This window comes from uncultured Algibacter sp. (assembly GCF_947495675.1).
Lineage (GTDB): Bacteria > Bacteroidota > Bacteroidia > Flavobacteriales > Flavobacteriaceae > Algibacter_B.
On record NZ_CANLZX010000003.1, the window covers coordinates 141,285 to 155,025 of the forward strand.

Below are 13,741 nucleotides of genomic sequence, written 5' to 3' on the forward strand. Positions count from 1 at the left end.
TTTTTTAACAAAAAAGAAATAAAAAACATGAAAAAAGAGCTAGTTACCTTAAAAAAAATAGCACAAATACTTGATTTATCGACCTCTACAGTTTCTAGGGCGTTAAATGACCATCCGGATATTAGTGAAGCAACCACTAAAAAGGTAAAACAACTTGCACAATCCATGAACTATGTTCCTAATATTTTTGCAAAAGGGTTTAGAAAACATCGTTCCAATATAATAGGCGTTATTGTACCTAATATTACCCATTATTTTACAACCACTATGCTAAGAGGTATTTTAGAAGAAGCCGCCGTAAAAGGCTATCGTGTTATTATATCTGAATCGAATAACGATGTATTAAAACAAACCGAAATGCTAAACACCATGATGCAATTTGGAGTTGATGGCATACTAGCCTCGTTAACTAAAATGACAAGAGATATAGATAATATACTACCAATATTAAATAAAGTCCCTTTAATTCTATTTGATAAAGTATCCAATAAAATACCATGTACGCAGATTACTATTAACGATGAAGAAGCAGCATATAATGCTATTGAACACTTAATAAATATAGGAAAAAAGCGCATTGCCATTATTAAAGAGCGTGAGTTCTCCTATACCTCAGAAAAACGATTTTCTGGATATTTAAAAGCCTTAAAAGATCATGATATTGAAATTGACGAAAAAATAATTATTAGTGTAGACGATATTTCCTTAATACAAGGTAAACGTATGGCAAATCATTTATTGAGTATTAAAAAGCGGCCCGACGCTATTTTTGCCATTACGGATAGTGCAGCAATAGGTGTGATACAAACCTTAAAAAAATTCAACATTAATATTCCTGAAGATATTGCTGTGGTAGGTTTTAGTAATTCCTCACACTCAACAATAATAGAACCTAAACTTACAACCGTAGACCAACCGGGAGAAAAAATTGGTAAAAATGCTGTTAAATATTTAATAGAAGAAATTGAAAGTACTACTGATATTCTAACCAATAAAATGATAGAAATAAAAGGAAATCTTATAATTAGAGATTCTACTTTTAAAGTTTAATATTTTTATTTGAAAGTCATTTAACTTAATCAATTTTAATACTTTTGCGCCATGGATATAATTGACGCAATCATATTAGGTGTTATTCAGGGGCTTACAGAATTCCTACCTGTATCATCTAGTGGGCATTTAGAACTAGGAAAAGCCATTCTTGGCGATAATTCGGTACCAGAAGAAAGTTTATTATTTACAGTTGTACTTCACTTTGCAACCGCATTAAGCACCATTGTTGTTTTTAGAAAAGACATTCTAGACCTTATAAAAGGCGCCTTGAAATTTAAATGGAATGACGATTTACAATTTATTTCTAAAATTGCATTATCTATGGTTCCGGCAGTTATTGTTGGTTTGTTTTTTGAAGAACAATTAGAAGCTCTTTTTGGAGGCAATATCTTATTAGTTGGTTGCATGTTAATTATCACAGCCGTCCTTTTATTTATGGCAGATAAAGCAACAGACACTAATAAAACAGTCTCATTTAAAAATGCATTTGTTATTGGTATATCGCAAGCAATAGCTATGTTACCAGGTATATCAAGATCTGGAGCTACTATTTCAACATCTGTTTTATTAGGCAACGATAAAACCAAAGCCGCTCGCTTTTCATTTTTAATGGTTGTGCCATTAATTTTTGGGAAAATTGCTAAAGATGTTTTAAGTGGCGATTTAACCTATGATTCTGGAAACTTTACCGCTCTATCAATTGGTTTTATTTCAGCATTTATCGCAGGATTGTTTGCTTGTACTTGGATGATTGCACTAGTGAAAAAAAGTAAATTAACTTACTTTGCTGTTTACTGTGTTATTGTTGGTTTAATTGCTATTGGTTTTGCTTTATTTTACAACTAATATGCCCTCTAAAGACAACTACCTTTCTGGACAAGTTTTATTAATAGACAAACCACTTAATTGGACTTCTTTTCAAGTGGTTAATAAGCTGCGCTGGGAAATTCGTCAAGCCTTTAATATAAAAAAAATTAAAGTTGGTCATGCTGGCACACTAGATCCATTAGCAACTGGATTATTAGTTATTTGTACAGGAAAAATGACTAAACAAATTGATACCTTTCAAGGTCAAATAAAAGAATATACTGGCACTTTAGTCTTAGGAAGCACAACACCATCATATGATTTAGAAAGCGCTATTAATGCAACTTACCCAACCGAACATATTTCAGAAGCATTAATATATAAAACTACAGAACAATTTATAGGCGAAACTCAACAATTCCCTCCTGTTTTTTCAGCATTAAAAAAAGATGGTAAACGCTTATACGAATTTGCTAGAGCTGGTGAGCATGTTGATATTCCATCAAGAACGGTAAACATTTCTGAATTTGAAATTACTAAAATTGACGGTTTAAATATTGACTTTAGAGTAGTTTGTAGCAAAGGCACCTATATTCGTTCTTTAGCTAATGACTATGGAAAAGCTTTAAAATCTGGCGCTCACTTATCAATATTAAGGCGCACAAAAATTGGAGATTTTGATGTTAAAAATGCGACTTCTATTGAAGGTTTCATAAAAAACCTTGATTCGGAATAATTATTGATGATCTATTTGTTTCAAAACAAATTAGAATGAAGTCTATTTATATTTTATTAACCTGTTTCTTGTTATGCTTTAATGTTAGTTTTTCACAATTTAAAACAGAAGTAAATAAAGGCTTATTTTATAAAATTGCATTATCTACAACACTCTCAATAAACAAAGAATATACAGTTAGTAACGAAGATGATTCTGGACCTTTAATAAACCCAAGTGCTCTATTTTTAAACAACACTTTAGGCTACCAATTAGATAAACGCACCTCTATTGGACTAAACTTAGAATATAATTGGCATTCGCAACAAGGACTTCACTTTGCACCAGCTTATGTGAGCCTGAGACATAATATTATTTTAGATGACGATAATTTTTTTATTAGAGGAGGATACGGTAGGCTTCTGGGTATAAGTAAAGATTTTGAAAAAGGGAACATGTATAAATTAGGTTTAGGAATCCAAATATTTGATAATAACTACAGAAATTCAAGTTTAATTGGACTTGATTTTACAAGAAAAAGATTTGGTTATAATAAACTAGAAGGCCTATCAAGTCTTTCTATTTTTATAGAATTTATGCTGTTTTAAACTTTTTACCGTACTTTGTCGTATATTATTTATATGAGTCCCCAATAAACAAAGAGTATTGAACCTAAATAATCAACATAAAGCCCTACTTATAACGCTTCTAATTTCTGGAACAGTACTACTATCCATTTTCAATTTAAGCCTAAAAAAACAAAGCGATTTTGCCTCAGAAAGTTACTATGAAATAGAACCAGAAAAAGAACTTTCAGAAGAAGAAATTAAAATTCTAGAAGCCCTAGAAAACCTTAATAATGCTAAAGCTGAAACTAACGAAGCATATAACGAAACTGAAAAATCTAAGCACTTTGCACAGGCCTATAAAACAATTGCGCCACCAGAAGATTACGTTCCTAAATCGACTAACACCCAAGAAAACCAGGCTGCTACAAGAAAAACTTATGAAATTCCTGAAGATTCTAAATTAAATACTGAAGAATTATCTAAATTCAGCAAAGTAAATGATTTACTAAAAAAACAACAGTCTGATGGTAGTAACTCTAAAAGTTCCATTCGTTTTTCATTAGTCAACAGAAAAAAAATTCATATTCCTATTCCTGTTTATTTATGCGAAGTTGATGGCAAAATAGTTGTAAACATTACCGTAAACGCACAAGGAGATGTTATTGATTCTTATGTAAACACGTCATCTACATCAAATAACGAGTGTTTAATTGAAAATGCTATTGAATATGCAAAACAATCACAATTTAGCATAGACACATCAAAAGAAACACAAATTGGGACTATTACCTTCTTTTTTATAGGCAAACAGTAGGTTCTAATTTACAAAGTTGTTGAACAATATCATTTATAATATTTTGCCCTTTATCTTTATTATACCAATGTTGTAAATCTGCTTTAAATTCTGGAGTTAATTTGCCATGTTTTGCTTTAAATCTATTTACATAACTTGAAGCTTCACTTGGTCTTGGCCCATAAGTATTTATTACTTCACCTGTAATGCTATCTATCATTAAAACTTTAGGAATAGATCTACCTCCATTTGTTAAAAACATATCCATAAGTTCAAGATTTTCATCTCTTAGTACTATTTTAAAGTCGATATAAGAATTTAACTCGGCAATTTTATTAAGAACAGGCAGAACGTGCGCAGCATCCCCACACCAACTTTCTGCAATAACCAACCAAATTATATTATGATTAAATTCCAATATTTTTTTTTGTGACTCATCAGTTATTTTTATGGTTTTATCCCATCGCTTCATACGGCTTTCATTAAGCTTTGTAAAGCTTGCTAAATCTTCTGATTTTTCTAATCCTGTATTAGAATTTTTTTCTATTAGCTGCTTAATTAAAGCTCTATAGTCTTGATAAGAAATACTTTTATTTATACTTTTTTCTATAATTGGATGCATAATACTTATTTTTTTAAATAAAATATTCTAGCACAAAATTAGCTTGCCAATATTTTAATTAAGATGATATTTGTCATACTTTTACTTTAAACCTTTCAAAATAAGGTATATATTAAAAAAAAGAGATTTTATAAAGATGAAAAAACACAGATGTGGCTGGTGTGAAGGTGATGATTTATATGAAGCTTATCACGATACAGAATGGGGCGTTCCTGTATTTGATGATGCAACATTGTTTGAATTTTTAATTTTAGAAACTTTTCAAGCGGGATTAAGCTGGATAACCGTATTACGTAAACGTGAAAACTTCAGAAAAGCCTTTGATAATTTTGATTATAAAAAAATTGCCAATTATCAACAAGATAAAATTGATAACTTATTACAAAATGCTGGTATTATAAGAAATAAATTAAAGGTAAATGCTACCGTAAATAATGCACAAGCATTTATAAAAGTACAAGAAGAGTTTGGAAGCTTTAGTAAATATATCTGGAATTTTATTGATGGAAAACCCATTATAAATAGTATTAAAAATTACAGAGATGCTCCTGGAAACACCCCATTAAGCGACACTATTAGTAAAGATTTAAAAAAGCGAGGCTTTAAATTTGTAGGCTCAACCGTTGTTTATGCACACATGCAAGCAACTGGTATGGTTAACGACCATGAAGTTGGGTGTTTTAGGTATAAAGAATTATAATTATAAAAAAAGGCTCGTTTTTTCTAGCAAAGGTAAGTTCTTACCTTGCCAAAGGTTTTTTTCGGTAAGCTTCTTCTCAATTTTAGCAACTATTTCAAAATTCTTTAAGCCATTCCAGTTTGGTGCAATTAATAAATGCTTTGGCGATTCGCTAATAAAGCGTTCTATAATAATATCTGGTCTTAATAAAGCAACAAAATCGGTTATTAAATCGATATACTCTTCTGCAGAATATAAGCTGAACTGTTCTGGGTTTTTCTTAAACTGATACGCCATCATTGTATGCTTAACAATCTGTAATTGGTGTAGTTTCAAACTGCTTATTGGCAATTTAGACAACTCAATGGCATGGCTTAAAATATCGTCTTTTGTTTCTCCTGGTAAGCCAATAATCATATGTGCACCCAAATGCAGGCCTTTATTTTTGGCTAATTTGTAGGCATCAACCGTTTCTTGATAGCTATGGCAACGGTTTACCTGCTTTAAGGTTCTATCCAAAGTGCTTTCAACTCCAAACTCCAAGGATATGTAGTACTCTTTTGATAAATCAGATAAAAAATCAATTAAATCTGCATTAATACAATCGGGCCGTGTCCCAATTACCAATCCAACTACTTTTGGATGATTTACTGCCTCGTTATACAATTGCTTCACCAAATTAATGTCTGCATAAGTGTTGGTGTAAGCTTGAAAATAGGCTAAATAACGTTGTGTTTTATATTTCTTAGAAAAGAATTCAATGCCTTCATCCAATTGTTGTGTGATGCTCTTCTCTGGTTTGCAATAGTTAGGATTAAAAGTATTGTTATTGCAATAAGAGCAACCTCCTACACCTTTAGTTCCATCTCTATTAGGACATGCAAATCCAGTATCTAACGAAATTTTTTGAACTCGCTCGAAAAACTTCTTCTTAATAAAAGAAGAATAATCGTTGTATCGTTTGTTATTATGGAATTGCATTTGGTTGGCAAAATTATTCATCTTTATAATAAATGTATATGACTTTTATCATTCTTCGTTTCTGCATTAATCGTTGGTGAAGTTTAATGCAGAATGCATATTAAAATTCAAATTACAATAGATTCTTAATCCAGGATTGAAATTAAAAAACGGAAACAAAAAAAAGACTGTCTTTTCAAACAGTCTTTTTAAACAAATAATCAATTTTTTATTTTTTAACTAATACTGGTTCTGGGATTTCAATACGATCACTATACATTTGCCACACTTTAAAACCTCCAGCAACATTAAAAACCTCGGTTACGCCATTATTTCTTAAAATTAATTCGGCTAAATAACCTCTTAAACCTTTTTGACAGAAAATAACAACTTTTTTGTCCAGACTTTTAATATAATCCACATGTTTTCTTAAATCATCTAAAGGATAATTGATGGCTCCTACAATGGTTCCTTTTTCGTATTCTTCAACTGTTCTGGAATCTAACAACAAATAATCTTTATTTGAATAATTATCATTAATTAAACTTTCTAATGCCTCTACAGTTATTTGTTCACTTCGATTATATAAAATATTCTCTGTTACAAAACTAGTTACCACTACAGGGTCTTTTGCTGGTGAAAAAGGTGGTGCATAAGCCAAGTCTAATTGTGCTAAATCGGTAATTTTTAATTTGGCATAAACGGCAGTACTTAATACATCTATACGTTTGTCAACGCCTACTTCTCCAAAGAGCTCTGCTCCTAAAATTTCTTCTGTATCTGGATTGTAATAAATCTCTGTGATTAAATCTTTTTGTCCTGGATAATAACCAGGTGTAGAACCTGCAACAGTTAAAACTGTTTTAAACGGAATTTCTTTTTTAATTAATGTACTAGCATTCATTCCTGTTCTTGCCAAGGTATAATCAAATACTTTTACAATGGCTGTTTTATATGCGCCTTTAAATTCAATATTTCTTCCAACAGCATTAGCTCCTGCTGCACGTCCTGCTTTGTTAGAATGTGTTCCTAAAGGGAAATAATCATATTCATTGGTTTGTAAGTTTTTAATTGATACATTATCTCCTGCTGCATACACATCTTTAATAGATGTTTCCATTAATTCATTTACTTTTAATGCTCCATTTTCTATAGCATCTGCCCCTTCTGCTAATAACAAATCGGTATTAGGCTTAATTCCTACACTCAAGATTACAAAATCGGTTAAAATACGTTTTCCTGCTTGAGTAACAACTGCTTTAATTTTTCCGTTTTTATCAATATCAAATTTAGAAACAAAACTTAATGTTAAAACTTGAATACCTTTAGAAGTTAATACGTTTCCTGCAAAATTCCCGAATTTTTGCTGCCACATATTCAATACATGTGAATCCCCTTCAATTAAAGTAACTTCTTTTCCAGCTTCTTTTAGGTTTTCGGCAACCTCAACACCTATTAAACCTGCTCCAATAACCGTTATATGTTTTGATGTGCTTGTTAAGCCTTCTTTTGTTATTTTATCAAAATCAATCATAGAACGACAAGTAGACCAATTTGATGCTAATTTTATATTACCAATTGGAGGTACTACAGATCTTGCTCCTGTTGCGAAAATTAAAGTATCATACGAATAGCCTTTAATATGAGAATACACCATTTTATTTTGGGTATCTATTTTTATGATTTCCTCACTTAAATGCACATCAATATTAAAACGATTTTGAAGCAATTCTGGTTTTACAACCATTAAATTATCTCTACTTTCTATAACCCCTGAAAATGCATAAGGCATTCCGCAAGTAGCATAACTAATATTAGCGCCTTTTTCAAACAAAAGAATTTCAGCTTGTTCGTTTTCGCGTCTTGCCTTTGCAGCTGCAGATGGTCCTGCGGATAAACCGCCAATAACTATAATTTTTTTCATTTCTATCTTGAATTACGCAACGAATTTCAGTCAAATATTTTACCTATTGTGTAATATTTGTTACTATAACGATTTCTTTATTCTCAAAACATCTAAATCCTTTTAGTATTAAAAATAGATAAGCAATACAACCTCTATAAAATTATTGAGCTATAGATAGATTAATTGGTGAAAATTTTAACTTAAAAGGCTTAAAGGAGTTAGTATTTAGAAAAAGGTAGAAGAAACTTAATTAAATTATAAAATGTTGACTTTACAAGTATTAAAAAACTAAGTAGTTTATTTTTTTATTAAAATAAGGTTTTTAAGTAACACCCTTAAATAGATTTGTTTAAAAACTTCAAAAAAGTGTCTCTTGAAATCTCTTCGGCACCTAAACTTTCCAAATGATTGGTATAAACTTGACAGTCTATAAGTTTATAATTTGTGTTTTGAATAAAGGATATAAAACCAACCTTACTCGCATTGCTTTCTTTAGTAAACATACTTTCTCCACAAAAAACACCATTATTTAAATCTACTCCATAAAATCCTGCAACTAAATCATTATTATTCCAAACCTCAATAGATTTAGCATAGCCTAATTTATGAAGTTTGACATAAGCTTCAATCATAGCATCTGTAACCCAAGTACCGTCTTGTCCGTTTCGTTTTACTAAAGCACATTGGGTAATTACGGCTCTAAAATCTTTATTAACTGTAACCTTATAGTCTTTATTCCGAAAAACCTGTTTCATACTTTTTGACACTTTTAGTTTTTCTGGATACAGAACAAAACGCGGATCTGGAGACCACCATAAAATAGGCTCATTAGTTTCAAACCATGGGAAAATTCCTGTTTTGTATGCTAGCAATAATCTCTCAATAGATAAATCACCCCCAATGGCTAATAGCCCTTCTGGAGAAGCCTTATTTACATTAGGAAACCAAATATCTTCGTTTAAGTATTGCATTATTTATAAATATAAAAAACCTCAAAGTTTAATGAAACATTGAGGTTCGTTTTATTTAGACCCTATGTTATTATTAGGGTTACATGCTCTTAATTTAATAATTAAAACGGCAAATCGTCGTGATCTTCTTCTTTTAAATCTCCAGCAGGCTCAAAAGCATCTGCAGGTGGTACCGGAGGAATATTTCCTTCTGCTGCTTCACTTTGTAAAGCTTCAATTCTCCAACCTTGAATAGAGTTAAAATATTTAGTTTCACCTTGAGGGTTTACCCATTCTCTTCCACGTAGGTTAATGTTTATTTTAACCTGTTGACCTACTTTGTAACTATTTAATAAATCTGTTTTATCTTGTACAAACTCCACCATAATGTGCTGTGGGTATTGCTCTTCGGTTGTTACTACTATTTCTCTTTTTCTAAACCCATTACTTCCAAAAGTTTGAGTTTCTCCAACCATTTTTATTCTTCCTTGAACTTCCATGTATTCGTAATTAATTATTTACTATTATTATTCTTTAATATAACTTTTTTGTTTAAGACAGCAATATTTTCCATGCACTTTTAACATCTCCAAAACTAAGATAGTTACGTGCAAGTTTATGTTTCTCTCTATGTGTTGCCGTTTTAATGTTTGGGTATCGCTCTCCAACTTCTTCAACAAAAGCTTTTACACTTTTTTCATCTGGTAAAACTTCAATATTACCTAACATTCCTAAATCATTGCCTGTTAAAATCATACTATTTTTAACAAAATCAGGAAATGCATCAACTCCAATTCCTAATGCAGCTATTGGCTTTGGTATTTCAAAAAACCCATTTTTAGCACGACTATAGTAACTACCTCCTGCTCTGGCTACTAAGTCTAATTTTTTTTGATCTATAGACCCTTTTTCATCTAATACAGCATCATCAATATGAAGTTTCACTACTTCACATATAATTAAATTTCCAGCACCACCTTCAGTCCCTAATTTAATTATATCATTAACCTTACATTCAAACTGAACAGGTGCTTCGGCAACCCTAAAAGGTTTTACAATATCAGACTTTAACATCGTTAATCCTGCCTTATTAAACTCATTAACACCTTCTGGGTATTCGGCACTACTTAATGACATTTGGTGTACCATATCATAATTTACCACATTAATTACCACTTCTTTAGTGGTTTCAGCATTTAACAATGTATGCTTTACGGTGTTATCTTTTACCCTTCTTGCAGGGGAAAAAATTAATATTGGCGGATTTGCACTAAACACATTAAAAAAACTAAATGGCGACAAATTAGAATTTCCATTTGCATCAATTGTACTTGCAAAAGCTATAGGTCTTGGCGCAACGGCACTCAACAAATAACTATGTAATTTACTGGTTGATAAGCTTTTTGGATCTAAAGAAGGCATTTAATCTTTTAGTTTTCACAAATGTAACTAAACTATTACGCATCTAAAAACAGACTTACTAACAACTTGAACAATAATATTAACAGATTTGCATTATATTACAAGATAATTACTTTTTTAATGATTTTTACAAAACATAGCAATGCATTCCGTTGGATTATTGTTGTAGCATCTTTTGCTATTGTGTCCCTTATTTTATGGAAAACATATGAGTTTTTTCAGCATTTTAAAGATGAAGAGCGTACAAAAATGGAAAATTGGTCTTTTGCCCAAACAGAATTTATTAATTCTGATATTGAAGCAAACACTAATTTAGATTTAACACTTAAAATTTTAAATAGCAACCACACAACCCCTATGCTAACTATTAATGAAGATGGTAATTTAGGAAGTTATAATAATGTTGATGAGAGTAAAATTGAAGACAAAATTTACATAAATAAACTTATTGAAAAATTTAAAAGTGAAAATAACCCTATTTATGTAAAATATCAAGGAAAAGTATATTCTACAATTTACTATGGTAACTCTCCACTATTAAACAAATTAAAATATTATCCACTTGCTTTACTGCTAATAATTGTGCTTTTTGGTGCTGTTATTTTTTTCTTTTATAGCAGTAATAAAAATGCTACTCAAAACAAATTATGGTCTGGTATGGCTAAAGAAACCGCACACCAAATAGGCACACCTTTATCGTCTTTAATTGGTTGGACCGAAATTCTAAAAACAGAAAATATAAATCCAGATTACATTATTGAAATTGAAAAAGATGTAGACAGACTAAAAACAATTACTGAACGTTTTAGCAAAATTGGTTCATTACCTATTTTAGAAAAAGCTGATATTATAAAAGAAACTTTAGATTCTTATGGTTATTTAAAATCAAGATCCTCAAAACTTATTGATTTTGATATTATAATCCCTAAAGGAGAAATTATCGTAAATCTTAATAAACAACTTTACAGCTGGACCATTGAAAATTTAGTAAAAAATGCGATTGATGCTATGAAAGGTAGAGGCAAACTTACTGTTGAAATTTCGCAGCTTGAAAACGATGTAAAAGTGAGCGTTACAGATACAGGAAAAGGGATTTCAAAAAAGAACTTTAATAAAATATTTGAACCGGGATTTACCACTAAAAAACGTGGCTGGGGTTTAGGCTTATCTCTTACAAAACGCATTATTGAAGATTTTCATAATGGAAAAATAAAAGTATTACAATCTGAAAAAGATAAAGGTACTACAATACAAATTAGCTTAAAACGCGCTAACTAAATATTTAAATTTTATGGGCGAAAAATTAATTATTGTAAAAGACGTTGCTTTAAAAAACAACTGCCCAGAGTGCTTTAGTAAAGATGGTTTACGTTTAAGATTTAAGCAGAAAATAAAAGAAACCAAATTTTACAAATCAATAACTTCAGAAATTAGTTACGAAATTACTTGTAGTACTTGTAGCAATATTATTTATCCTGTACAATGGACAGATGATATAGACCGTGTTTTTGAATACCAGAAAAAAACCTTTACACCAAAAAAAGCATCAACATATATAAAAAAAACATCTTGGATTATTATTGTTTCAAGTTTAATAATAATATCCCTAATACTATTTTTATTATATTTTTTGAATTTATAACTCTGCTTTAATAGCTTCTGCTAAAGCCTTAAATTCTTCTGAAGACATTTTAACTTTTTGAATAAAACGAGCATCTTCCATAGATTGTAATGGAATTAAATGGACATGTGCATGTGGCACCTCTAAACCAATAACACTTACTCCAATTCGTTTACAAGGAACCGCCTTTTTTAGTGCCAAAGCAACGGATCTTGAAAACCCCATTAACCCATTGTAGGTAGACTCATCTAAATCAAAAATTTTATCGACTTCTTTTTTTGGAATGCATAATGTATGCCCTATTGTATTGGGATTCACATCAAGAAATGCCAAAAACTCTTCAGTTTCTGCTATTTTATAACAAGGGATTTCGCCGTTTACTATTTTTGTGAATATTGAAGCCATTTTTAAATTTAATAAAAATTTCGCTTTCGCGGAAATAGAAAACTATTTATCTAGAAATTTCAATAATATCAAATTTCATTACTCCATTTGGCACTTGTATTTCTGCAACATCACCAACAGATTTACCTAACAACCCTTTTCCTATAGGAGAATTAACTGATATTTTGCCAGAAGCTAAATCGGCTTCACCATCGGCAACCAAAGTATAATTCATTTCCATACCATTGGTTTGGTTTTTTATTTTAACCTTAGAAAGTACCAAAACTTTAGAGTTATCTAATTGAGATTCATCAATTACTCTTGCACCCGCCAAAGCATCTTCTAATTTAGAAATACGCATTTCTAACATGCCTTGAGCTTCTTTAGCGGCATCATATTCTGCATTTTCACTTAAATCGCCTTTATCTCTAGCTTCTGCAATAGCTCGTGATGCTTTTACACGCTCAACGTCTTTAAGCTGTCTTAACTCGTTTCTTAATTTTTTTAGTCCTTCAGGTGTATAGTATGATACTTTACTCATAACTTCATCGTTTTACTTAATATAAAATATGCTGATAAACTTCCAAAAAACACTTAGAAGTATACAGCAAATAAAAAAATCCCGCTTTCACGAGATAGTATAACAAAAATACAAAAATTTAGTTACATATTAATCGAAAACAATAATATACTTTAACTCAGAATTTATGTGAAAAAATAAAAAATGCATTTAAGGAAATACACAAAATAATTCAGTCAATTTACTTTTTATTGTAAATTGCATTACATTTTATCAACTATGAAAAATATTTTTTATTTGCTTTTTATCATTTTTTTTGTTGCTTGTAGCAATAATGATGAAATAAAAAAAAATCCTAATATTCCTGATTACAATTTTAATACTGGAAGTTTAATAAATACCGATTTACCGCAATTCAGTCAATTAAAATTTGCTAATAACTACATAACTTTATATGATTCTTTTGGTGTAAACGGCATTGTGCTTTATTATCTTGGTGGTGAGCAATACGTAGCTTATGAATTAACTGACCCTAACCATACGCCTAATTCATGCTCAACATTAACTGTTGAAGGAATAATAGCAACATGCTCTTGTGATGATGGTAATTCGTATGAGATTTTAGGTGGATTAGGAAGAGAAGGCACAACAGGAGAATATACTCTTAAACCTTATTTTACTGAAACTAGCGGCAGTATAATAAGAGTCTTTAATAATTAGAAACGACTTTAAAAAAAATT

Annotated in this window: 17 protein-coding genes; 9 read left to right on the forward strand and 8 right to left on the reverse strand. The window is 30.5% G+C overall.

What is annotated here, in order from left to right:
- The first annotated feature begins 27 nt into the window (after positions 1–27).
- From Q0842_RS03225 to Q0842_RS03245, 5 genes are read left to right on the forward strand one after another with little or no spacing between them, the layout of a single operon-like run.
- A complete protein-coding gene (locus Q0842_RS03225; protein ID WP_298494271.1) occupies positions 28–1,050 on the forward strand; it encodes a LacI family DNA-binding transcriptional regulator in 1,023 nt (340 codons plus the stop codon).
- A 51-nt stretch (positions 1,051–1,101) separates the two neighbouring features.
- On the forward strand, positions 1,102–1,899 hold the full coding sequence (locus tag Q0842_RS03230) for an undecaprenyl-diphosphate phosphatase (protein WP_298494274.1): 798 nt from the start codon (positions 1,102–1,104) through the stop codon (positions 1,897–1,899).
- Between the two features lies 1 nt (position 1,900).
- The gene (gene truB / locus Q0842_RS03235) at positions 1,901–2,596 is read left to right on the forward strand and encodes a tRNA pseudouridine(55) synthase TruB (RefSeq protein WP_298494276.1); all 696 of its coding nucleotides are present in this window, start codon (positions 1,901–1,903) and stop codon (positions 2,594–2,596) included.
- A 35-nt stretch (positions 2,597–2,631) separates the two neighbouring features.
- Positions 2,632–3,183, forward strand: coding sequence for a hypothetical protein (locus Q0842_RS03240; RefSeq protein WP_298494279.1), 552 nt, complete (start codon positions 2,632–2,634; stop codon positions 3,181–3,183).
- A gap of 58 nt (positions 3,184–3,241) precedes the next feature.
- Positions 3,242–3,958, forward strand: coding sequence for a hypothetical protein (locus Q0842_RS03245; RefSeq protein WP_298494281.1), 717 nt, complete (start codon positions 3,242–3,244; stop codon positions 3,956–3,958).
- Here Q0842_RS03245 and Q0842_RS03250 read toward each other — a convergent pair.
- Positions 3,942–4,559: a thioredoxin family protein gene (locus tag Q0842_RS03250; RefSeq protein WP_298494283.1), complete on the reverse strand. Its 618-nt coding sequence runs from the start codon at positions 4,557–4,559 to the stop codon at positions 3,942–3,944. The genes Q0842_RS03245 and Q0842_RS03250 overlap by 17 nt on opposite strands.
- 136 nt (positions 4,560–4,695) lie before the next feature.
- On the opposite strand from Q0842_RS03250, the gene Q0842_RS03255 reads away from it, so the two are divergent.
- On the forward strand, positions 4,696–5,259 hold the full coding sequence (locus tag Q0842_RS03255; protein WP_298494285.1) for a DNA-3-methyladenine glycosylase I: 564 nt from the start codon (positions 4,696–4,698) through the stop codon (positions 5,257–5,259).
- Here the strand turns inward: Q0842_RS03255 and Q0842_RS03260 are convergent, their stop codons facing one another.
- The 5 genes from Q0842_RS03260 to Q0842_RS03280 all read right to left on the reverse strand — a co-directional run bounded on the left by Q0842_RS03260 (position 5,260) and on the right by Q0842_RS03280 (position 10,476).
- Entirely contained in the window at positions 5,260–6,240 is a 981-nt protein-coding gene (locus tag Q0842_RS03260) for a TIGR01212 family radical SAM protein (RefSeq protein WP_298494287.1), read from the reverse strand.
- Positions 6,241–6,427: 187 nt separating this feature from the next.
- Positions 6,428–8,122, reverse strand: a complete 1,695-nt coding sequence (locus Q0842_RS03265) for an FAD-dependent oxidoreductase (RefSeq protein WP_298494289.1) — start codon at positions 8,120–8,122, stop codon at positions 6,428–6,430.
- A 317-nt stretch (positions 8,123–8,439) separates the two neighbouring features.
- Entirely contained in the window at positions 8,440–9,075 is a 636-nt protein-coding gene (aat, locus tag Q0842_RS03270; RefSeq protein WP_298494291.1) for a leucyl/phenylalanyl-tRNA--protein transferase, read from the reverse strand.
- A gap of 101 nt (positions 9,076–9,176) precedes the next feature.
- Positions 9,177–9,554 (reverse strand): DUF3127 domain-containing protein, encoded by a 378-nt coding sequence (locus Q0842_RS03275; protein ID WP_298494293.1) that lies wholly within the window; start codon positions 9,552–9,554, stop codon positions 9,177–9,179.
- A gap of 52 nt (positions 9,555–9,606) precedes the next feature.
- Positions 9,607–10,476, reverse strand: coding sequence for a flavin reductase family protein (locus tag Q0842_RS03280; protein WP_298494295.1), 870 nt, complete (start codon positions 10,474–10,476; stop codon positions 9,607–9,609).
- Positions 10,477–10,596: 120 nt separating this feature from the next.
- On the opposite strand from Q0842_RS03280, the gene Q0842_RS03285 reads away from it, so the two are divergent.
- Both Q0842_RS03285 and Q0842_RS03290 read left to right on the forward strand, forming a co-directional pair.
- Entirely contained in the window at positions 10,597–11,754 is a 1,158-nt protein-coding gene (locus tag Q0842_RS03285) for a HAMP domain-containing sensor histidine kinase (RefSeq protein WP_298494297.1), read from the forward strand.
- A 13-nt stretch (positions 11,755–11,767) separates the two neighbouring features.
- Positions 11,768–12,118, forward strand: a complete 351-nt coding sequence (locus Q0842_RS03290) for a hypothetical protein (RefSeq protein WP_298494299.1) — start codon at positions 11,768–11,770, stop codon at positions 12,116–12,118.
- Here Q0842_RS03290 and Q0842_RS03295 read toward each other — a convergent pair.
- Together Q0842_RS03295 and greA are read right to left on the reverse strand one after the other, a co-directional pair.
- On the reverse strand, positions 12,113–12,502 hold the full coding sequence (locus Q0842_RS03295; protein WP_298494301.1) for an HIT family protein: 390 nt from the start codon (positions 12,500–12,502) through the stop codon (positions 12,113–12,115). The genes Q0842_RS03290 and Q0842_RS03295 overlap by 6 nt on opposite strands.
- A 46-nt stretch (positions 12,503–12,548) precedes the next feature.
- The gene (gene greA / locus Q0842_RS03300) at positions 12,549–13,022 is read right to left on the reverse strand and encodes a transcription elongation factor GreA (protein ID WP_298494303.1); all 474 of its coding nucleotides are present in this window, start codon (positions 13,020–13,022) and stop codon (positions 12,549–12,551) included.
- Between the two features lie 258 nt (positions 13,023–13,280).
- Here greA and Q0842_RS03305 point away from each other — a divergent pair, with 258 nt between their 5' ends.
- Positions 13,281–13,721: a hypothetical protein gene (locus Q0842_RS03305; RefSeq protein WP_298494305.1), complete on the forward strand. Its 441-nt coding sequence runs from the start codon at positions 13,281–13,283 to the stop codon at positions 13,719–13,721.
- Positions 13,722–13,741: the final 20 nt, after the last annotated feature.

Coding starts and splice junctions, on each gene's coding strand:
- Q0842_RS03225 (WP_298494271.1), top strand. CDS start 28: ATGAAAAAAGAGCTAGTTACCTTAAAAAAAATAGCACAAATACTTGAT.
- Q0842_RS03230 (WP_298494274.1), top strand. CDS start 1,102: ATGGATATAATTGACGCAATCATATTAGGTGTTATTCAGGGGCTTACA.
- truB (WP_298494276.1), top strand. CDS start 1,901: ATGCCCTCTAAAGACAACTACCTTTCTGGACAAGTTTTATTAATAGAC.
- Q0842_RS03240 (WP_298494279.1), top strand. CDS start 2,632: ATGAAGTCTATTTATATTTTATTAACCTGTTTCTTGTTATGCTTTAAT.
- Q0842_RS03250 (WP_298494283.1), bottom strand. CDS start 4,559: ATGCATCCAATTATAGAAAAAAGTATAAATAAAAGTATTTCTTATCAA.
- Q0842_RS03255 (WP_298494285.1), top strand. CDS start 4,696: ATGAAAAAACACAGATGTGGCTGGTGTGAAGGTGATGATTTATATGAA.
- Q0842_RS03260 (WP_298494287.1), bottom strand. CDS start 6,240: ATGAATAATTTTGCCAACCAAATGCAATTCCATAATAACAAACGATAC.
- Q0842_RS03265 (WP_298494289.1), bottom strand. CDS start 8,122: ATGAAAAAAATTATAGTTATTGGCGGTTTATCCGCAGGACCATCTGCA.
- aat (WP_298494291.1), bottom strand. CDS start 9,075: ATGCAATACTTAAACGAAGATATTTGGTTTCCTAATGTAAATAAGGCT.
- Q0842_RS03275 (WP_298494293.1), bottom strand. CDS start 9,554: ATGGAAGTTCAAGGAAGAATAAAAATGGTTGGAGAAACTCAAACTTTT.
- Q0842_RS03280 (WP_298494295.1), bottom strand. CDS start 10,476: ATGCCTTCTTTAGATCCAAAAAGCTTATCAACCAGTAAATTACATAGT.
- Q0842_RS03285 (WP_298494297.1), top strand. CDS start 10,597: ATGATTTTTACAAAACATAGCAATGCATTCCGTTGGATTATTGTTGTA.
- Q0842_RS03290 (WP_298494299.1), top strand. CDS start 11,768: ATGGGCGAAAAATTAATTATTGTAAAAGACGTTGCTTTAAAAAACAAC.
- Q0842_RS03295 (WP_298494301.1), bottom strand. CDS start 12,502: ATGGCTTCAATATTCACAAAAATAGTAAACGGCGAAATCCCTTGTTAT.
- greA (WP_298494303.1), bottom strand. CDS start 13,022: ATGAGTAAAGTATCATACTATACACCTGAAGGACTAAAAAAATTAAGA.
- Q0842_RS03305 (WP_298494305.1), top strand. CDS start 13,281: ATGAAAAATATTTTTTATTTGCTTTTTATCATTTTTTTTGTTGCTTGT.